This window comes from Streptomyces venetus, from assembly GCF_039540295.1.
Lineage (GTDB): Bacteria > Actinomycetota > Actinomycetes > Streptomycetales > Streptomycetaceae > Streptomyces > Streptomyces venetus.
This window is the reverse complement of record NZ_BAABET010000015.1, coordinates 73,375-93,222: the sequence shown is the minus strand read 5'-3', so window position 1 is coordinate 93,222 and position 19,848 is coordinate 73,375. Positions and strand designations below refer to the sequence as shown.

Annotated in this window: 15 protein-coding genes and 1 riboswitch; of the genes, 10 read left to right on the top strand and 5 right to left on the bottom strand. The window is 73.2% G+C overall.

The genetic code is table 11. The features are described from left to right. Positions 1 to 81 precede the first annotated feature (81 nt). Positions 82 to 300, bottom strand: a complete 219-nt coding sequence (locus ABEA82_RS36425; RefSeq protein WP_010037790.1) for a helix-turn-helix domain-containing protein — start codon at positions 298 to 300, stop codon at positions 82 to 84. Positions 301 to 652: 352 nt separating this feature from the next. Next, positions 653 to 2,251: an ABC-F family ATP-binding cassette domain-containing protein gene (locus ABEA82_RS36420; protein WP_345666046.1), complete on the bottom strand. Its 1,599-nt coding sequence runs from the start codon at positions 2,249 to 2,251 to the stop codon at positions 653 to 655. Between the two features lie 239 nt (positions 2,252 to 2,490). Here ABEA82_RS36420 and ABEA82_RS36415 point away from each other — a divergent pair, with 239 nt between their 5' ends. Further along, complete coding sequence (locus tag ABEA82_RS36415) at positions 2,491 to 2,904, top strand: VOC family protein (protein WP_345666045.1); 414 nt, start codon at positions 2,491 to 2,493, stop codon at positions 2,902 to 2,904. Positions 2,905 to 2,932: 28 nt separating this feature from the next. Here ABEA82_RS36415 and ABEA82_RS36410 read toward each other — a convergent pair whose 3' ends face one another. The 3 genes from ABEA82_RS36410 to ABEA82_RS36400 form a co-directional block, all read right to left on the bottom strand. Beyond that, positions 2,933 to 4,183 (bottom strand): hypothetical protein, encoded by a 1,251-nt coding sequence (locus ABEA82_RS36410; protein WP_345666044.1) that lies wholly within the window; start codon positions 4,181 to 4,183, stop codon positions 2,933 to 2,935. A 382-nt stretch (positions 4,184 to 4,565) separates the two neighbouring features. Then, on the bottom strand, positions 4,566 to 5,693 hold the full coding sequence (locus ABEA82_RS36405) for an alpha/beta hydrolase (protein ID WP_345666043.1): 1,128 nt from the start codon (positions 5,691 to 5,693) through the stop codon (positions 4,566 to 4,568). A gap of 92 nt (positions 5,694 to 5,785) precedes the next feature. Further along, positions 5,786 to 6,517 (bottom strand): class II aldolase/adducin family protein, encoded by a 732-nt coding sequence (locus tag ABEA82_RS36400; protein WP_345666042.1) that lies wholly within the window; start codon positions 6,515 to 6,517, stop codon positions 5,786 to 5,788. Between the two features lie 288 nt (positions 6,518 to 6,805). On the opposite strand from ABEA82_RS36400, the gene ABEA82_RS36395 reads away from it, so the two are divergent. From ABEA82_RS36395 to cobI, 9 genes are all read left to right on the top strand, one after another. Beyond that, complete coding sequence (locus ABEA82_RS36395) at positions 6,806 to 8,065, top strand: inorganic phosphate transporter (RefSeq protein WP_345666041.1); 1,260 nt, start codon at positions 6,806 to 6,808, stop codon at positions 8,063 to 8,065. Positions 8,066 to 8,099: 34 nt separating this feature from the next. Continuing rightward, positions 8,100 to 8,321 (top strand): hypothetical protein, encoded by a 222-nt coding sequence (locus ABEA82_RS36390; RefSeq protein ID WP_003989346.1) that lies wholly within the window; start codon positions 8,100 to 8,102, stop codon positions 8,319 to 8,321. A gap of 156 nt (positions 8,322 to 8,477) precedes the next feature. Further along, a riboswitch (cobalamin riboswitch) is annotated at positions 8,478 to 8,616 on the top strand. A 101-nt stretch (positions 8,617 to 8,717) separates the two neighbouring features. Then, positions 8,718 to 9,653 (top strand): cobalamin biosynthesis protein, encoded by a 936-nt coding sequence (locus ABEA82_RS36385; RefSeq protein WP_345666040.1) that lies wholly within the window; start codon positions 8,718 to 8,720, stop codon positions 9,651 to 9,653. A gap of 2 nt (positions 9,654 to 9,655) precedes the next feature. Then, the gene (locus tag ABEA82_RS36380) at positions 9,656 to 11,164 is read left to right on the top strand and encodes a cobyric acid synthase (protein WP_345666039.1); all 1,509 of its coding nucleotides are present in this window, start codon (positions 9,656 to 9,658) and stop codon (positions 11,162 to 11,164) included. Continuing rightward, positions 11,161 to 14,823: a cobaltochelatase subunit CobN gene (gene cobN, locus ABEA82_RS36375; RefSeq protein ID WP_345666038.1), complete on the top strand. Its 3,663-nt coding sequence runs from the start codon at positions 11,161 to 11,163 to the stop codon at positions 14,821 to 14,823. Before ABEA82_RS36380 ends, cobN begins: the two co-directional genes overlap by 4 nt. Positions 14,824 to 14,992: 169 nt before the next feature. Then, positions 14,993 to 17,044 carry a putative cobaltochelatase gene (locus ABEA82_RS36370; protein WP_345666037.1) on the top strand — a complete coding sequence of 684 codons (2,052 nt, stop codon included), beginning with the start codon at positions 14,993 to 14,995 and terminating at the stop codon, positions 17,042 to 17,044. After that, positions 17,044 to 17,643 carry a cob(I)yrinic acid a,c-diamide adenosyltransferase gene (gene cobO / locus ABEA82_RS36365; protein ID WP_345666036.1) on the top strand — a complete coding sequence of 200 codons (600 nt, stop codon included), beginning with the start codon at positions 17,044 to 17,046 and terminating at the stop codon, positions 17,641 to 17,643. The genes ABEA82_RS36370 and cobO overlap by 1 nt, the downstream gene beginning before the upstream one ends. After that, positions 17,637 to 19,052, top strand: coding sequence for a cobyrinic acid a,c-diamide synthase CobB (locus ABEA82_RS36360; protein ID WP_345666035.1), 1,416 nt, complete (start codon positions 17,637 to 17,639; stop codon positions 19,050 to 19,052). The genes cobO and ABEA82_RS36360 overlap by 7 nt, the downstream gene beginning before the upstream one ends. After that, positions 19,049 to 19,798, top strand: coding sequence for a precorrin-2 C(20)-methyltransferase (gene cobI / locus ABEA82_RS36355; protein ID WP_345666034.1), 750 nt, complete (start codon positions 19,049 to 19,051; stop codon positions 19,796 to 19,798). Before ABEA82_RS36360 ends, cobI begins: the two co-directional genes overlap by 4 nt. Positions 19,799 to 19,848 lie beyond the last annotated feature (50 nt).

Here is a 19,848-nt window from a genome sequence, read left to right as displayed (position 1 = left end):
CTAAGTGACTGCACAGTAACCACCCGGGCGGTCAGCCGAACGACCGGGTGGCCACCATCGAAGCCGAGGGGCCACCCGGGGTCAGGCCGTGGCCTTCTTGCCCCGGGTCGCCCCGCCACGCCCTCGCAGCGTGACGCCCGACTCACTGAGCATGCGGTGCACGAAGCCATACGAGCGGCCGGTCTCCTCGGCCAACGCCCGGATGCTCGCACCGGCGTCGTACTTCTTCTTCAGGTCTGCCGCGAGCTTGTCGCGCGCGGCGCCGGTCACCCGGCTGCCCTTCTTCAGAGTCTCGGCCACCCGTGCCTCCTCATGGGAAGTGCGCTCTGGTCTCCTCATGATCACCCCTCCGGGCCCTGATGGCCACCCATTCGGCAAGGTCCGTGAGACAAGGTTGTGACGACGGGAGCGCGTCCCCACAAGCGGAATCTGAAATTCCGAGGAGTGGCATCCGTACGCCCGAACGGATTGTTCCGGGAAACGCCTGGTCAGAAAGGCGTCGCGGCCGAGCCCGGAAGAATCGGGGGCTCGGCCGCGAAATCGATGTAGGACACACCTCGGTACGAGGAGATCTCACGCAGATGATGGATCACCACTGGGCCGAATGATCCATACGCCGTTGATCACGCATTCGATCAAGCGGCACTGACGCTCAGGCCAGGGCGACGAGATCCGCGTAGTCGGCGCCCCACAGGTCCTCGACGCCGTCCGGCAGCAGGATGATCCGCTCCGGCTGGAGCGCCTCGACGGCTCCCTCGTCGTGGGTGACGAGGACGACCGCGCCCTTGTAGGTGCGCAGCGCGCCGAGGATCTCCTCGCGGCTGGCGGGGTCGAGGTTGTTGGTGGGCTCGTCGAGCAGCAGCACGTTCGCCGAGGACACCACGAGCGTGGCGAGGGCCAGCCGGGTCTTCTCGCCGCCGGAGAGGACGCCGGCGGGCTTGTCGACGTCGTCGCCGGAGAACAGGAACGAGCCGAGCGTCTTGCGGATGTCGACCAGGTCCAGGTCGGGGGCGGCGGAGCGCATGTTCTCCAGGACCGTGCGCTCCGGGTCGAGGGTCTCGTGCTCCTGGGCGTAGTAGCCGAGCTTGAGGCCGTGGCCCTGGATGACCTTGCCGGTGTCGGGCTCCTCCGCGCCGCCGAGGAGGCGGAGCAGGGTCGTCTTGCCCGCGCCGTTGAGGCCCAGGATGACCACGCGTGAGCCCTTGTCGATGGCCAGGTCGACGTCGGTGAAGATCTCCAGCGAACCGTAGGACTTCGACAGGCCCTCGGCCATGAGCGGGGTCTTGCCGCACGGGGCGGGCTCGGGAAAGCGCAGCTTGGCGACCTTGTCGGACTTCCGCTCGGCCTCCAGGCCGGCCAGCAGCTTGTCGGCCCGGCGGGCCATGTTCTGCGCGGCGACGGTCTTGGTGGCCTTGGCCCGCATCTTGTCGGCCTGCGAATGCAGGGCGGAGGCCTTCTTCTCGGCGTTCTGCCGCTCGCGCTTGCGGCGCTTCTCGTCGGCCTCGCGCTGCTGCTGGTAGAGCTTCCAGCCCATGTTGTAGATGTCGATCTGGGCGCGGTTGGCGTCCAGGTAGAACACCTTGTTCACGACCGTCTCGACGAGGTCGACGTCGTGGGAGATCACGATGAAGCCGCCGCGGTAGGTCTTGAGGTAGTCCCGCAGCCAGATGATCGAGTCGGCGTCGAGGTGGTTGGTCGGCTCGTCGAGCAGCAGCGTGTCCGCGTCCGAGAACAGGATGCGGGCCAGCTCGATACGGCGGCGCTGACCGCCGGAGAGCGTGTGCAGGGGCTGGCCGAGCACCCGGTCGGGCAGGTTCAGCGCGGCGGCGATGGTGGCGGCCTCGGCCTCGGCGGCGTACCCGCCCTTGGTGAGGAACTCCGTCTCCTGGCGCTCGTACTGCTTGAGCGCCTTCTCGCGGGTGCCGCCCTTGCCGGTGGCGATGCGCTGCTCGTTCTCGCGCATCTTGCGGATCAGTACGTCCAGGCCGCGCGCGGAGAGGATGCGGTCGCGGGCGAGGACGTCGAGGTCGCCGGTGCGCGGGTCCTGCGGGAGGTAGCCGACCTCGCCGGAGCGGGTGATGGCGCCGCCGGCGGGCATGCCCTCGCCCGCCAGGCACTTGGTGAGCGTGGTCTTCCCCGCGCCGTTGCGGCCGACCAGGCCGATGCGGTCGCCCTTGGCGATACGGAAAGAGGCGTTTTCGATGAGGACGCGGGCACCGGCGCGCAGCTCGATACCGGAGGCGGAGATCACGGACAGACTCCAGGGCGGATACGGGGGCGGGATGGGCGGCTGAGGACGTTCCCGCCGTCTAATGCGCGAGGAGAATGGCCATGGGGGACAGTCTAACGGGGGCGTGCAACCACTTTTTCTGGTCCTGGTGCGGTTCTGGTCACGACGGCCCGGGGGCCGTTGTCAGTGGCCGGTGGAAAACTGAGCAGCAGGCCGGATTCCGGCCTCCCGGGGCAGCGAGACACAAGGAAGTGATCGCCATGACAGGCACGTCCGGCGGGCGTCCGAGCATCTACCCGACGCTGCTGTACGCGGACGCGAAGGCGGCGATCCGGCAGCTCACGGAGGCCTTCGGGTTCACGGAGCTGTCGGTGTACGAGGGCGAGGACGGCTCGGTGATGCACGCCGAGCTGACGCAGGGCAACGGCGCGGTCATGGTCGGCACCAAGGGCCGCGGCGGCGTGTTCGACGCGGCCATGAAGGGCTCGGGCGGCACGGGGGTCTACGTCGTGGTGGACGACGTGGACGCGCACCACCGCCGTGCCGTCGACCACGGTGCGGAGGTCCTGATGCCCCCGACGGACCAGGACTACGGCTCGCGGGACTACATGGCCCGGGACCTCGAGGGCAACGTGTGGAGCTTCGGGACGTACGCGCCCGAGATAGCGGCCTGACGGCCCGGTGCCGGCCGCCGGCCCGGGGCTAGCTGCCGCCGGTGTGCACCTGGAAAGCGGCCCGGCGTACGGCCTTGGCCAGGGCCGGGTCCGGGTGGGCCGCCGCGAGGGCGACCAGGACCTGCACGGTGCGCGGGTGACCGACGGCCCGTACCTCGTCCAGGAGCATCGGGACGGTCGGCTGCACCGCGGACTCCAGATGGCGGACGAGCAGCGGGGCCTCACCGTGGTCGGCGACGGCGGCGGCGGTGTCCACCCACAGCCAGGTCGCCTCCTCCCGGGTGAGGACCTCGTGGGCGTCCTCCGGGTCGGCCCCGTCGTGCTCGGCCAGCCACAGCAGCGCGTAGGGCCGCAGCGTCGGCTCGTCCAGCACGGCGCGGACGTCCGGCTCGGCGGGGGCGCCGACCACGCGCAGCGCCTCGAAGGCGAGGCCGCGCAGCAGGGCGTCCTCGCCGCGGGCGGCGCCGAGGAGTTCGGTGACGGCGCTGCCGACCGGGCGGGCGGCGAGCCAGGCGCGGTACTCGGCGCGGGCCGCGTTCGGGCGCAGCTGGGCGCAGCCGCGGAGCATGTCCTCGGCGCCCTGCTCGATGTTCCCGGCGGGGCTCTGCGCGGCGACGCAGATCTGCTCCAGCTTGACCCAGACGGCCCAGCTGCCGAGCGGGGTGAGCGTGGCCTGGCCGTCGCCGTAGGTGAGGGCGCCGACGGAGGCGAGGGCGCGCAGGGCCCAGTCGAGGAGCGGGGCGAGCGGGGCGTCGGTGGGCTCCGGTTCGGCCACCGGCTCGGGCTGCGGGCCGTAGGGGATCTCGCAGCGTGCGGTGCGCAGCTCGGTGACGCGCTGCTCCAGGAGGTCGAGGAGCTGCTCCACGGGGACGGGGCCGGCGGACAGCTGGAGGAAGGAGAGCACCTGCGGCATGGCCGAGACGACCTCGGCGACGGCGGCGGGCTCGTGGCCCTCGGGCTCCGGGTGGGCGAGCGACCAGGCGTCGAAGAGGGCGACCCAGCCACGCAGTACGGCGCTGTCGTCGCGGTCCCAGGCGCGCAGCCGCCAGCCGGGGCGGGCGCTGTCGCCGTGCACCTCGACCAGGCCGGCGAGGCGGGCGGTGTCCCAGTCGGCCCTGACCTGAGCCGGGGTCAGGCCCAGCTCTGCGGCGGCCCGTTCGGCGGTCGCGGCGGAGAGGGTGGCCTTGCCGTCGGCGGTGGCGCTGTCCCGGCCGGGGCCGAGCGCGGCGTCGGCCCAGCGGGCGACGCGGGCCGCGTCGGCCAGTCCTGAGCGTGCCATTCTGGCCAGCTCCGCCGGTGCCGGGGTGCCCTCCGGAGGGCGCGGTGCGGGTCGGCGCGAGGGCCGCTGGTTCATCGCTCTGGGGGCGGCGGCCAGGGGTCGCGGGCGGACGAGTCGAAGCCTGGAGTCGCGCGGGATACGGGACGTCACGGGGGCAGTCTTCCGGTTGACGGTCCGAAAACCCAAACGGAATGTCACGGCGGGCGACGGGGATGGCCAACGCACCGGGCCCCGGGAGCGGTCGAGGGCCATGAACAGGCCAGTGGTACGACGCTAAACGGAATCATCGCGACCGGTCGTCGGCGGGCGGGGCGCGAGGTGGTGGCGACGGGATGGAGGGGGCGTGAACTCGAGGTGCCTCGGCGGCGTGCCGCGGGAGGCGTCACATGAGCGGTACCAGGAAGCGCCGCAGCGCCTCCTCGTAGGCCGGCGGGTCGGCGTTCCACATCGCTCCGTGGGGGGCGCCGGCGACGCGGTGGAGGGCGACCATGTCCGGGCGGGTGTCGGCGAGACGACGGGAGAGTCCCCAGGGGGCCACCGAGTCGTCCGGTCCGTGGAAGACGAGCGCGGGGACGCGGAGCCCCGCGGCGGGAGGCGTGGCCGCGTCGCGGTCGCCATACAGGCCGGTGCGGCCCTGCGCGGCGCGGACCGCCAGCGGCAGCAGCGCGCCCGGGGTGCGGCGGGCCGCGGCGAGGGCGCGCAGGGTGGTCTCCCAGCTGAGCACCGGCGAGTCCAGGACGAGCCCGGAGACCCGGTCGCGCAGTCCCGAGCGGGCGGCGGCGCGCAGGGCCATGGTGGCGCCGGTGGACCAGCCGAGCAGGACGACCTGCCGGGCGCCGTACCGCACGGCGTAGCGGATCGCCGCGTCGAGGTCGCGCCACTCGGTCTCGCCGAGGTGATTCAGGCCGTCGGGCCTGCGGGGCGCGCCGAGGTCGCCGCGGTAGGCGAGGGCGAGCACCGGGAAGCGGTTGCGGTGCAGGAACCCCATGACGTTCATGGCGAGTTCGCGGGTGGTGCCCAGGCCGTGCACGGCGATCACCCAGGTGTCCCTGTCGCCGGGCACGAACCACGCGGGCAGGGCGCCGAGTTCGCCCGGGACGTCGACGTCGGCGTGCTCGATGCCGAGGGCGGCGCTCGGGTTGCCGACGTATACGTTCGGGGTGAGCCAGACCTTGTCGCCGGATGCGAGGGTGCCGTGCGTGACCCGCTCCAGGCGGCGGACGACGGTGTCGGCGGAGCCGGGGGCGTCGGCCAGGACGGGCCCGACGACCGCGTGGGAGCCGTCGCCGGAGAGGCCGTAGCGGCCGGGGCGCAGGGCGGCCAGGTCCCGGGTGAGGCTGATCTGCCCCGCTGAGGTGCCGTGCACGGTCAGCCGGGGTTCGGTGGGCAGCGGCCGGCCCGGGGGCGCCTTGAGCGCGGCGTCGCTGGCCAGCCGGCCGGCGGCCACGGCGGCGGCGCCGGCTCCCAGCACAGCGGTGACGGCGGCGGCCGTCGCTTTGACAGTGCGCATCCCTCCAGTGTCCTGGCGGACCGGACGGGCGACCAGTGGGCGGGGGCGGCGGGGTGAGGGGCGGGGCCGGGGCGGCGGCCGGGGCGGAGGTGTCAGCGGCGCTGGCCGTACCCGCTCAGGCGCTCCGCCACCTCCGCCAACTGCTCGCCGGAGAGCAGGCTCGGGGACAGGCCCGGCACCGACGCGGCGGTCAGCCACAGCCGGCACATCCATTCCAGCTGGGCGGTGCGGTCGTAGGCCTGGTCCAGGGACGTGCCGTAGGTGATCGTGCCGTGGTTCTGGAGGAGGCAGCCGGAGCGGTCGGCGAGGGCGCGCAACATGTTCTCGGCCAACTCGTCGGTGCCGTAGGTGGCGTACGGGGCGACCCGGACGGGCCCGCCGAGCGCGGCCGCCATGTAGTGGATCAGCGGGAGCTCGCGCACGAGCGTCGAGACGGCCGTCGCGTGCACGGCGTGGGTGTGGACGACGGCACGGGCGCCGGTGGTGCCGTAGACCGCCAGGTGCATGGGCAGTTCGCTGGTGGGGACGAGCGCGCCGAGGACCTGCCGGCCGTCGAGGTCGATGCCGGTGACGTCGTCCGGTCCCAGTCGGTCGTAGGGGACGCCCGAGGGGGTGACCAGGACCGTGTCCCCGACACGCACCGAGACGTTGCCGGAGGTGCCGACGACGAGCCCCTCGGAGACCGTCCGGCGGGCCGTCGCGACGAGGTCCTCCCAGGCCCGCGCCTCCTCGGGGTGCGCCTCCCTCCGCCGCGGCTCCCCCGCCTCCGGTGCGCCGCCCCTGACGCTCCCCGTGTCCCGTGCGTCACCTCGCTGTTCAGCCATGCGGCGATCCTGCCAGGCAGGCCCTCGGCCCGTACAGAAGCCCCGGGGCTCTCGGCCGCCCGGAGACCGTCGGGCATTCGGGCGATCGGAACCCCTTCGACAGGTCACTCGATCGGTTGAAAGAGTGCGTGCGGGGCGCCTAGGCGGCGGGCGTGCGGGGAGCCTGTCAGCAGGGCGGAACGGCAACCCTCGTTTGTGGACACTCCTGCGCCCCTCCCAGTTCATCTTCCGTTCACTCGGGTTACCTACGTTCGTCCGGCCAACGACCTCGAACGATTGCCTGGGTAAATGGAAAGCTTCTCGCTGATCCTCGCGATTGTGGTGGTAACCGCACTCGCGTTCGATTTCACGAACGGTTTCCACGACACCGCGAACGCGATGGCCACGACCATTTCCACGGGCGCCATGAGACCGAAGGTCGCGGTGGCCATGTCCGCGGTCCTGAACCTGGTCGGCGCCTTCCTGTCCGTCGAAGTCGCCAACACGATCTCCAAAGGCCTCGTCGACGAGGCCGGTGTCCGTCCCGAGGTCATCTTCGCCGCCCTGGTCGGCGCGATCCTCTGGAACCTGCTGACCTGGCTGGTCGGCCTGCCGTCCAGCTCCTCGCACGCCCTGATGGGCGGCCTGATCGGCGCCACGATCGCCTCGGCGGGCGTCGGCGCGGTGCACGGCGACGTGCTGGTCACCAAGGTGCTGATCCCGGCGATCGCCGCGCCGCTGGTCGCGGGCATCGCGGCGATGTTCGCCACCCGGCTGACGTACTCCCTCGGGAAGAAGGCCGACGGCAAGGCGTCCGAGAAGGGCTACCGGGCCGGCCAGATCGCCTCGGCGGGCCTGGTCTCCCTGGCGCACGGCACCAACGACGCCCAGAAGACGATGGGTGTCATCACCCTCGCCCTGGTCGCCGGCGGCGCCGTCGCCCCCGACTCCGACCCGCCCCTGTGGGTCATCCTCTCGGCGGGGCTCGCCATCGCCCTCGGCACCTACCTCGGCGGCTGGCGCATCATCCGCACGATGGGCAAGGGCCTGACGGACCTTCAGCCGCAGCAGGGCTTCGCCGCCCAGACCAGCGCGGCGACGGTCATCCTGGCCTCCTCCCACCTCGGCTTCTCCCTCTCCACCACCCACTCCGTGTCCGGCTCGGTGATGGGCGCGGGCCTCGGCCGCAAGGGCGGCGTCGTCCGCTGGTCGACGGCGACGCGGATGTTCGTCGCCTGGGCCCTGACCCTGCCGGCGGCGGCCCTGGTGGGCGCGCTCGCCGAGTACGTCACCGGCTTCGGCGACTGGGGCACGGCGGTGGTGGCGGTCTTCCTGGTCGCCTCCAGCGCGGTGATCTGGAAGCTCTCCCGGCGTGAGGTCATCGACCACACCAACGTCAACGCCGCCGAGGAGACGGAGCCGGCCGGTGTGGTGACCACGGCGATGGCCGCGGTCACGCCGCCGCCGGCGGGCGGCACGGCATCGGAGGAGTCGCTGCCCACGTTCCCGGCCCAGGCGGAGGCCGAACGGGAAGCCGCCGCCACGACCACCACGTCCACCCCGGTCTGATCCCGCCCACGCGGTTACAAGGAGAACCTCTGCCATGAAGATCGACTGGGCGGCCCTCGGCTCCGTCTTCGGCGTCAGCCTCGTGGTCACCGTGGCCCTGGTGGGCCTGTTCACCCTCGGCATCACCGGCCTGTCCCGCCAGGAGCGGGCGGCCGCGCAGGGCGGTTCGGCCGGCCTCGCGGTCACCGGCGCGTACGCCTGCTTCGCGGCGTGTGCGGCGGCCGTCGGGTACGGGATCTACCTGATCGTGGCCTGACCACGACTGCTTGTCGCCGGGCGGCGCGGGGCTTCGGCCCTGTGCCGCCCGGTTGTCGTGTGCGGGTGTCGTGTGCGGGCGACTCGGCGTCGTACCGCCCCCACCCGGTGTGGGGTTCTGCACACTCTCCCCTCGCAGGTCAACGGCAAGTTGACGGCCGTTCGCGGCCGTGGTGGACTGCCGGGGCCAGTACGGCGGCAGGAGAGGAAGCCGGTGGAAGTCCGGCGCGGTCCCGCCACTGTCACCGGGGTAGTGATCCCCGGGAGCCAGGAACTCTCACCGCCGGTCTAGTCGAACCAGGGCGTGGACACCCTGAGTGAGGACATATCGCGATGCGCGGCTGCCGTTCGAGGTCGAGTACCCCGCCCCTGACCGCTTCCGTGGGCGGCTGAGCCCATGGGTGCCGGTCGCGTCTTCGCGTACGGCGCCGCCGCCGGCCTCATCGGTGACCTGCTGCTCGGCGATCCTCGCCGAGGGCATCCCGTCGCCGTGTTCGGGCGGGCCGCGGGTGCCGTGGAGCGGGTGTTGTGGCGGGACCACCGGGGGTGGGGCACGCTGCACACCACCGTGTGCGCGGGCGGTGCCGTCGCGCTCGGGGCCATCGCCGCACGTGCCGTCCGTACCTCCGCCGTCGCCTCCGTCGCGCTGACCGGCGCCGCCACCTGGGCCGTGGTCGGGGGGACTTCGCTCGCCCGGGAGGCGCGGGCCATCGGGCGGGCCCTGGAGGCGGGGGACGTCGAAGCGGCCCGTGCGCGGCTGCCGCATCTGTGCGGGCGGGATCCGCAGGCACTCGACGCCGACGGGATCGCCCGGGCCGTCGTCGAGTCCGTCGCCGAGAACACCTCCGACGCGGTCGTGGGGGCTCTCGTGTGGGGGGCCGTCGGGGGTGTACCGGGGCTTCTCGGCTTCCGGGCCGTCAACACCCTCGACGCCATGGTCGGGCACAAGTCCGCCCGGTACCGGCGGTACGGGTGGGCCTCCGCCCGGCTGGACGACCTCGCGGGGTGGCCGGGGGCCCGGCTGACCGCCGTGCTCGCGACGCTGGCCGGACCGGATCCGCGCGGGGCCGTACGGGCCTGGCGGGCGGACGCGGCGAAGCATCCGAGCCCCAACGCCGGGCCCGTGGAGGCCTCTTTCGCCGGAGCGCTCGGGGTGCGGCTGGGCGGGACGCTCTCGTACGGCGGGCGGGTGGAGCACCGGCCCGTGCTGAACACGGAAGGGCGTGCCGTCGACACGCACGACGTCGCACGGGCCGTGCGGCTGTCGCGGCGCGTCACCTGGCTCGCGCTCGGGGTGTGCGCCGGTGCGCGGCTGTTGAAGAGGGGGCAGTGAGTATGAGCGGTGGGCTTCTTGTCGCCGGCACCACCTCGGACGCCGGCAAGAGCGTCGTCACGGCGGGGATCTGCCGGTGGCTGGTCCGGCAGGGCGTCAAGGTCGCGCCCTTCAAGGCGCAGAACATGTCCCTCAACTCCTTCGTGACGAGGGAGGGCGCCGAGATCGGGCGTGCGCAGGCCATGCAGGCCCAGGCCTGCCGCGTCGAGCCGACCGCGCTGATGAACCCCGTGCTGCTCAAGCCCGGTGGCGAGCGCAGCAGCCAGGTCGTGCTGATGGGCAAGCCGGTGGGCGAGTTGAGCGCGCGCGGCTACCACGGGGGGCGCCAGCAGAAACTGCTCGGGACCGTTCTCGACTGCCTCGCCGAGTTGCGGGGCACGTATGACGCGGTGATCTGTGAGGGGGCCGGTTCTCCCGCCGAGATCAATCTGCGGCGGACGGACATCGTCAACATGGGGATCGCGCGGGGCGCGCGGCTGCCCGTGCTCGTCGTCGGCGACATCGACCGCGGCGGGGTCTTCGCCTCGTTCTTCGGGACCGTCGCCCTGCTCTCGCCCGAGGACCAGGAGCTCGTCGCCGGGTTCCTCGTCAACAAGTTCCGCGGGGACGTGAGTCTGCTGGAGCCCGGCCTGGACATGCTGCACGGGCTCACCGGACGGCACACCTACGGCGTCCTGCCCTTCCGGCACGGGCTCGGCATCGACGAGGAGGACGGACTGCGGGTGTCCCTGCGCGGCACGGTGCGCGAGTCGACCGTCGCCCCGCCCGTCGGGGAGGACGTCCTGCGGATCGCCGTCTGCGCGATCCCCCTCATGTCCAACTTCACCGACGTGGACGCCCTGGCCGCCGAACCGGGTGTGGTGGTGCGGTTCGTGGACCGGCCGGAGGAGCTCGCCGACGCCGATCTCGTCGTCGTCCCGGGGACCCGGGGGACGGTCCGCGCGCTGGAGTGGCTGCACGAGCGGGGGCTCGCCGAGGCGCTGCGGCGCAGGGTCGCCGAGGGGCGGCCCGTCCTCGGCGTCTGCGGCGGCTTCCAGGTGCTCGGCGAGCACATCGAGGACGACGTCGAGAGCCGGAAGGGGAGCGTGGCGGGGCTCGGGGTCCTTCCCGTCCGCGTGCGGTTCGCCCGGGAGAAGACCCTGACCCGGCCGGTCGGGGAAGCCCTCGGCGAGCGCGTCGAGGGCTACGAGATCCATCACGGGATCGCGGACGTCACCGGAGGGGAACCCTTCCTGGACGGCTGCCGGGTCGGGCAGACCTGGGGCACGCACTGGCACGGCTCGCTGGAGTCGGACGGGTTCCGGCGGGCCTTCCTGCGCGAGGTGGCGGCCGCCGCGGGCCGCCGTTTCGTGCCCGCGCCCGACACGTCGTTCGCCGCGCTGCGCGAGGAGCAGCTCGACCGGCTCGGCGACCTGATCGAACAGCACGCGGACACGGACGCGCTGTGGCGGCTCATCGAGTCGGGCGCGCCGCGAGGACTGCCCTTCATCCCACCGGGAGCGCCCGCATGAGCACTGTGTTGTTGTTGTCGACCGCCGACACGGACCTGCTGGCGGCCCGGGCCGCCTCCGGTGCCTCGTACCGGATCGGCAATCCGACCCGTGTGGACGCCCGGGAGGAGCTTCCGGCCCTGCTGGAGGGCGCCGACATCGCCGTCGTACGGCTGCTCGGCGGCAAGCGGGCCTGGGAGGACGGGCTCGCCGCGCTGAAGGCGTCCGGCATCCCCACCGTGCTGCTCGGCGGCGAGGCCGTGCCCGACGCGGAGCTGATGGCCGAGTCGTCCGTGCCGGCCGGTGTCGTCGCGGAGGCGCTGAAGTACCTCGTCGAGGGCGGACCGGCCAACCTCACCGAGCTGGCCCGGTTCCTGTCCGACACCGTGCTGCTCACCGGCGAGGGCTTCGCCGCGCCGCAGCGGATGCCCGAGTACGGCGTCCGGGGCGAACGTCCGCGCCACCAGGGCCGGCCGACCGTCGGCGTGCTCTTCTACCGGGCGCACGAGCTGAGCGGCAACACCGCGTTCGTGGACACCCTGTGCGACGCGATCGAGGCGCGGGGTGCCGACGCGCTGCCCGTGTACTGCGGTTCGCTGCGCGGGGCGGACGAGGGGCTGTACGAGATCCTCGGGCAGGCGGACGCCCTCGTGGCCACCGTGCTCGCGGCCGGTGGCACCCACGCCTCGCAGGCCTCGGCGGGCGGCGACGAGGAGTCCTGGGACATCGGCGCCCTCGCCGAGCTGAACATCCCCGTGCTGCAAGGGCTGTGCCTGACGTCCTCGCGGCAGGCCTGGGAGGCGTCAGACGCCGCCCTGTCCCCCATGGACGCCGCCATGCAGGTGGCCATCCCGGAGTTCGACGGGCGGCTGATCACCGTGCCGTTCTCCTTCAAGGAGCAGGCCACCGAGGACGGCGCCGACGTGCCCGTGTACGTCGCCGACCCGGAGCGCGCCGCCCGGGTCGCCGGGATCGCCGTGCGGCACGCGGAGTTGAGGCACAAGGCGAACGCCGAGAAGAAGCTCGCGCTCGTCTTCACCGCCTATCCCACCAAGCACTCCCGGGTCGGCAACGCGGTCGGCCTGGACACCCCGGCCTCCGCGGTACGGGTGCTGGACGCCCTCAGGGACGCCGGGTACACCGTGGACGGACACCCCGACAACGGCGACGAGTTGATCCACCGGCTGATCGAGGCGGGCGGTCACGACGTCGAGTGGCTGACCGAGGACCAGCTGGCGTCGGCGCCCGCGCGGGTACCGCTCGCCGACTACCGGGCGTGGTTCGACAAGCTCGACCCGGAGCTGAAGGACGCCATGACCGAGGCGTGGGGCGAGCCGCCGGGCGGCCTGTACGTCGACGGCGACGACATCGTGCTGGCGTCCCTGCGGTTCGGGAACGTCGTGGTGATGATCCAGCCGCCGCGCGGCTTCGGCGAGAACCCGATCGCGATCTACCACGACCCGGACATGCCGCCCTCGCACCACTACATGGCGGCGTACCGCTGGCTGGAGAACAGTTTCGGCGCGGACGCGATCGTGCACATGGGCAAGCACGGCACGATGGAGTGGCTGCCCGGCAAGGGCCTCGGGCTCAGCGGCGGCTGCGCCCCGGACGCCGTCCTCGGGGATCTGCCGCTGATCTACCCGTTCATCGTCAACGACCCCGGTGAGGGCACCCAGGCCAAGCGTCGCGGGCACGCGACCGTCGTGGACCACCTCGTGCCGCCGATGGCGCGCGCCGACACCTACGGTGATCTGGCCAAGCTGGAGCAGCTCCTCGACGAGTACGCGCTCGTCTCCGACCTGGACCCGGCGAAGGCCCCGGCCGTGCGCGCGCAGATCTGGACGCTGGTCAAGGCGGCCGAGCTCCATCACGACCTGCACGTCGACGAGCAGCCGGACGACGAGGCCTTCGACGAGTTCGTCATGCACATCGACGGCTATCTGTGCGAGATCAAGGACGTGCAGATCAGGGACGGTCTGCACATCCTGGGCGGCGGGCCGGTCGGCGAGCCGCGCGTCAACCTCGTGCTGGCCGTGCTGCGCGCCTCGCAGGTGTGGGGCGGGCAGGCGAACGCGCTGCCCGGGCTCAGGGCGTCGCTCGCGGAGCACTTCGGGCTGGTGGAGAAGGAGCTGCTGGCCGAGCCGGGCGCGCCGGTGAAGATGCCGGTGGAGCTGACGGACCTGGTGCAGGGCCCGGCGCGGACCGCCGCCGACGCGATCGACCTGCTGGAACAGCTGTGCCGGCGGCTCGCCGAGGGCATGGAGGAACGCGGCTGGGCGGTCGCCGAGAGCCCGGCCCTGGTCCGGGAGGTGCTCGGCACCGGAGTGCCCGCCGCGGTGGCCGTCCTGGAGTTCGCCTGTACGGAGGTCGTACCGCGGCTGGCCAGGACCACCGACGAGATCGGGCACATCCTGCGGGCGCTGGACGGCGGTTACGTCCCGGCGGGCCCGTCCGGTTCGCCGACCCGCGGGCTGGTCAACGTCCTGCCGACGGGCCGCAACTTCTACTCCGTCGACCCCAAGGCGATTCCGTCCCGGCTGAGCTGGGAGGTCGGGCAGTCGCTCGCGGACTCGCTGGTGCAGCGGTATCTGAGCGACACCGGCGCGTACCCGAAGTCCGTCGGGCTGACGGTGTGGGGCACCTCGGCCATGCGCACCCAGGGCGACGACATCGCCGAGATCCTGGCGCTGCTGGGCTGCCGGCCGGTGTGGGACGACGCCTCTCGGCGGGTGACCGGGTTCGAGGTCGTCCCGCCGGCCGAGCTCGGCCGGCCGCGCATCGACGTCACGGTCCGCATCTCCGGCTTCTTCCGGGACGCGTTCCCGCACGTGGTGGGGCTGATCGACGACGCGGTGCGGGCCGTGGCGGAGCTGGACGAGCCCGCCGAGCAGAACTACGTCCGGGCGCACGCCGACCAGGACACCGCCGAGCACGGCGACCGGCGCCGCGCGACCGCCCGGATCTTCGGATCCAAGCCGGGGGCGTACGGGGCCGGTCTGCTGCCGCTGATCGACGCCCGCAACTGGCGCTCCGACGCGGACCTCGCCGAGGTGTACGCGGTGTGGGGCGGCTACGCCTACGGGCGGGGGCTCGACGGCCGGGCCGCGCGCGGGGACATGGAGACGGCGTTCCGGCGGATCGCGGTCGCCGCGAAGAATGTCGACACGCGTGAGCACGACCTGGTCGACGCCGACGACTACTTCCAGTACCACGGCGGCATGGTCGCCATGGTGCGGCATCTGACGGGCGCGAGCCCCGAGGCGTACGTGGGTGACTCGGCGACCCCGGACCAGGTGCGGACCCGCACGCTGGGCGAGGAGACGCACCGCGTCTTCCGCGCCCGCGTGGTCAACCCCCGCTGGATGGCGGCCATGCGGCGGCACGGCTACAAGGGTGCCTTCGAGATGGCGGCGACGGTGGACTACCTGTTCGGGTACGACGCCACGGCCGGGGTCGTGGACGACTGGATGTACGAGAAGCTCAGCTCGGAGTACGTCTTCGACCCGGAGAACCGGGACTTCATGAAGACGTCCAACCCCTGGGCGCTGCGCGGCATCACGGAGCGGCTGCTGGAGGCCGCCGACCGCGGGCTGTGGGCGGAGCCGGACGCGGAGACGCTCGAGCGGCTGCGTGCCACCTACCTGGAACTCGAAGGCGATCTGGAGGGCGACGCATGAATGCCCTGCACACCCCCGCGTCGGCGGGGAGCACACCAGCACACCGCCTGCCGCCGGCGACACGCCCGGACCACCCCGGCGTCGGCGGTGAGCAGGCTTCGACCAAGACGGGGCCGCGGCTCGGCTGCGCGTCGTTCTGCCATGAATCCCCCGAAGGAGTGATCACCGCGTGAGCACGCCCTATCCCTTTACCGCCCTCGTCGGACAGGACAGCCTCCGATTGGCGCTGCTCATCAACGCGGTGAGCCCGGCGGTCGGCGGGGTGCTGGTGCGCGGTGAGAAGGGCACGGCCAAGTCGACGGCCGTGCGGGCGCTGTCGGCGCTCGTGCCGGAGGTGGACGTCGTCTCCGAGTGCCGCTTCTCCTGCGACCCCGGCGCGCCCGACCCCGGCTGCCCGGACGGGCCGCACGAGCCCGGGGGGTTCGCCACCCGGCCCGCCCGGATGGTCGAACTGCCCGTCGGCGCCTCGGAGGACCGGCTCGTGGGCGCGCTGGACATCGAGCGGGCCCTCTCGGAGGGCGTGAAGGCCTTCGAGCCCGGGCTGCTCGCCGACGCGCACCGCGGGATCCTCTACGTCGACGAGGTCAACCTCCTCCACGACCACCTGGTCGACCTGCTGCTGGACGCGGCGGCGATGGGTGCCTCGTACGTCGAGCGGGAGGGTGTGTCGGTACGGCATGCCGCGCGGTTCCTGCTGGTCGGCACCATGAACCCCGAAGAGGGCGAGCTGCGGCCGCAGTTGCTCGACCGGTTCGGGCTGACCGTCGAGGTCGCGGCCTCACGGGAGCCCGACCAGCGGGTGGAGGTCGTCAAGCGGCGGCTGGCGTACGACGCCGATCCGGCCGGGTTCGCGGCCCGGTGGGCGGACGAGGAGACCGCGGTACGGGCGCGGATCGCGGCGGCGCGGAAGCTGCTGCCGTCCGTGCGGCTGGGCGACGCGGCGCTGCGGCAGATCGCGGCGACCTGCGCGGCGTTCGAGGTGGACGGCATGCGTGCCGACATCGTGATGGCGCGCACGGCGACCGCGCTGGCGGCCTGGGCGGGGCGTACGGACGTGCTCGCGGAGGACGTCCGGCAGGCGGCGCTGCTCGCGCTGCCGCACCGCAGGCGCCGCAATCCCTTCGACGCGCCGGGGCTGGACGAGGACAAGCTGGACGAGACCCTGGAGGAGTTCTCCGGGGACGACGACCCTGACCCGGACTCCGATCCGGACCCGGACTCCGATCCGGACCCGGACTCCGACCCCGACCCGGGGCCGGACGGGCCGGGCGGTGGCGGTGGGCAGCCGGCGCCCGACGAGGGGCCCCAGGGCGATGACTCCGAGGCCCGGCCCGAGGCCGGGGAGGGCGGGCAACCGCAGCCGCAGCCGTCGGGGGCCGGCGAGCAGTCGGCCGTACGGGCCGCCGAACCGTTCCGGACCAAGGTGCTGAGCGTGCCCGGCCTCGGCGAGGGCGCCGCGGGGCGGCGGTCCCGCGCGCGGACCGAGCACGGGCGGACCACGGGGGCCCGGCGGCCGCGGGGCACGCTGACCAAGCTGCACCTCGCCGCGACCGTGCAGGCCGCGGCGCCGCACCAGCGGGCTCGCGGGCGGTCCGGGCCGGGTCTCGTCGTGCGCCGGGACGATCTGCGGCAGGCCACCCGCGAGGGACGCGAGGGCAATCTCGTGCTGTTCGTCGTGGACGCCTCCGGGTCGATGGCGGCGCGGCAGCGGATGAGTGCCGTGAAGGGGGCCGTGCTGTCGCTGCTGCTGGACGCGTACCAGCGGCGGGACAAGGTGGGGCTGGTGACCTTCCGGGGGTCTGGCGCGGACGTCGCGCTGCCGCCGACGTCCTCGGTGGACGCGGCGGCGGCCCGGCTGGAGTCGCTGCCGACCGGCGGTCGTACGCCGCTGGGCGCCGGGCTGCTGCGCGCGCACGACGTGCTGCGCGTGGAGCGGTTGCGGGATCCGGCGCGACGGCCGCTGGTCGTGGTGGTGACGGACGGACGGGCCACCGGAGGCCCGGAGCCGGTCGCCCTGGCCGGGCGTGCGGCCCGGCTGTTCGCGGCCGAGGGTGTCGCGTCCGTCGTCGTGGACTGCGAGTCCGGGCCGGTGCGGCTGGGGCTCGCCGGGCAGCTCGCCGGTGAACTCGGCGGCACCGCCGTGACGCTGGACGAGCTGCGGGCCGACTCGATCGCCGGGCTGGTCAGGGATGTGCAGGGAACTTCGAGGAGGGCCGCTTAATGCCGCAGGGACAGCCGAGTGTCGTTCCGGACGACGGACTGACGACCCGACAGCGCCGGAACCGGCCGCTCGTCATGGTGCACACGGGCGTCGGGAAGGGCAAGTCCACCGCCGCCTTCGGACTCGCGCTGCGGGCCTGGAACCAGGGGTGGCCGATCGGGGTGTTCCAGTTCGTCAAGTCGGCGAAGTGGAAGGTCGGCGAGGAGAACGCGCTGCGGGTGCTCGGCGCCTCCGGCGAGGGCGGGTCGGTCGCCTGGCACAAGATGGGCGAGGGCTGGTCCTGGGTGCAGCGCGACGCGCAGCTCGACAACGAGGAGAAGGCCCGGGAGGGCTGGGAGCAGGTCAAGCGGGACCTGGCGGCGGAGACCTACCGGCTGTACGTGCTGGACGAGTTCGCCTACCCGATGCACTGGGGCTGGGTGGACACGGACGAGGTCGTGGACGTCCTGCGGAACCGGCCCGGCACCCAGCATGTGGTGATCACCGGACGCAACGCCCCCGAAAAGCTGCTGGACTTCGCCGACCTCGTGACCGACATGTCCAAGGTGAAGCACCCCATGGACGCCGGGCAGAAGGGGCAGAGAGGCATCGAGTGGTGACGTCCTCCTCCGTTCCCCGGCTGGTCGTCGCCGCGCCCTCCTCGCGGAGCGGCAAGACCACCGTCGCCACCGGGCTGATGGCCGCGTTCGCCGCGCGGGGACTCGCCGTGTCCCCGCACAAGGTCGGGCCGGACTACATCGACCCCGGGTACCACGCGCTCGCGACCGGGCGGGTGGGGCGGAACCTCGACGCGTACCTGTGCGGGCCGGAGCTGGTCGGGCCGTTGTTCCTGCACGGGGCGCGCGGGTGTGACATCGCCGTCGTCGAGGGCGTGATGGGGATGTACGACGGGGCCGCCGGGGAGGGCGAGCTGGCGTCGACGGCCCATGTCGCGAAGTTGCTGCGGGCGCCGGTGGTGCTGGTCGTCGACGCCTCGTCGCAGTCGCGGTCGGTGGCGGCGCTGGTGCACGGATTCGTCTCCTTCGACCCGGAGGTGCGGGTCGGGGGCGTGATCCTCAACAAGGTCGCGTCCGACCGGCACGAGGAGTTGCTGCGCGAGGCCCTGGAGCAGGTGGGCGTGCCGGTGCTCGGGGTGTTGCGGCGGGCACCGCAGGTGGACACGCCGTCCCGGCATCTGGGGCTGGTGCCGGTCGCCGAGCGGCGGGCAGCGGCCGTGGAGGCTGTCGCCGCCATGGCCGCGCAGGTGTCGGCGGGGTGTGACCTCGAGGCGTTGGCCGGGCTGGCGCGGAGTGCGGGTGCGTTGTCCTGTGCGGCTTGGGACGCTGCTGAGGCGGTGTCCTCACCCACCCACCACCTGACACGGTCGGACAAGAGGCCGGGCCGACGGGCGGAGGCCGGTGGAGGCGCGCCGAGGGTCGCTGTGGCCGGTGGGCCGGCCTTCACCTTCTCCTACGCCGAGCATGCCGAACTGCTCGCCGCCGCCGGTGCCGACGTCGTGCCCTTCGACCCCCTGCGGGACGAGGAACTGCCCGAAGGGACGAGCGGGTTGGTGATCGGGGGCGGATTCCCCGAGGTGTACGCCGCCGAGCTGTCCGCCAACGAAGGCCTGCGCAAGGCCGTCGCCGTCCTGGCGGAGAGCGGTGCTCCCGTCGCCGCCGAGTGTGCGGGGCTGCTGTACCTGTGCCGGGAGCTGGACGGGCTGCCGATGTGCGGGGTGCTGGACGCCGGGGCGCGGATGACCGAGCGGCTGACCCTGGGCTACCGGGACGCCGTCGCCGTCGGCGACAGTGTGCTCGCGGCGGCGGGGACGCGGATGCGCGGACACGAGTTCCACCGGACCGCCGTGGAACCCGGCTCGGGGGCGGACCCCGCCTGGGGCTTCCGTACTCCGCACCGGCGGGTCGAAGGTTTCGTACAGCGCGGTGTGCACGCGAGCTATCTGCACACGCACTGGGCGGCCGAGCCCGGTGTCGCCCGTCGGTTCGTGGAGAGGTGCCGGACGTCATGAGCAGCAGGCTGGTCGGAGTGGGGGTCGGGCCCGGCGATCCGGAACTGGTGACCGTCAAGGGCGTCAACGCCCTGCGGGAGGCGGATGTCGTCGTCGTGCCCGTGATGGCCGCCGCCGACGGAACGGACGGCGGGGAGCGCGGGCGGGCCGAGGCCACCGTGCTGCACTACGTGCCCGAGGAGAAGGTCGTCCGGGTCGTGTTCGCGCTGAACGAGCGGAGCGACCGGGCGCGGCGCGAGGCCGCCTGGGACGCGGCGGGTCAGCGGGTCGCCGCGCTGCTGCGCGGAAACGCCGCCGTCGCCTTCGCGACCATCGGGGACCCCAACGTGTACTCGACCTTCACCTACCTCGCGCAGACCATCACCGAGCTGGTGCCGGGCACCGTCGTCGAGACGGTGCCCGGGATCACCGCCATGCAGGACCTCGCCGCCCGGTCCGGTGCCGTGCTGACCGAGGGGACCGAGCCGCTGACGCTCGTGCCCGTCACCGCGGGGGCGAGCGCGCTGAAGGAGGCCCTCGCCGGGCCCGGGACCGTCGTCGCCTACAAGTTCGGCCGGCAGGCGCACGAGGTCGCCGAGGCGCTGCGGGAGACCGGGCGGCTCGGCGGCGCGGTGTGGGGGTCGGCGCTGGGACTGACGGAGGAGTCGATCCGCCCGGCCGCCGAACTCGACGGCGCTACCCTGCCCTACCTGTCGACGCTCATCGCCCCCGCACGGCGTGACGGCGGACGTGGCGGGAAGCTCTGACCCGCCCGCGCATCCCCTCGCTCCCCACCGACCCCCTGTACGAGAGGACC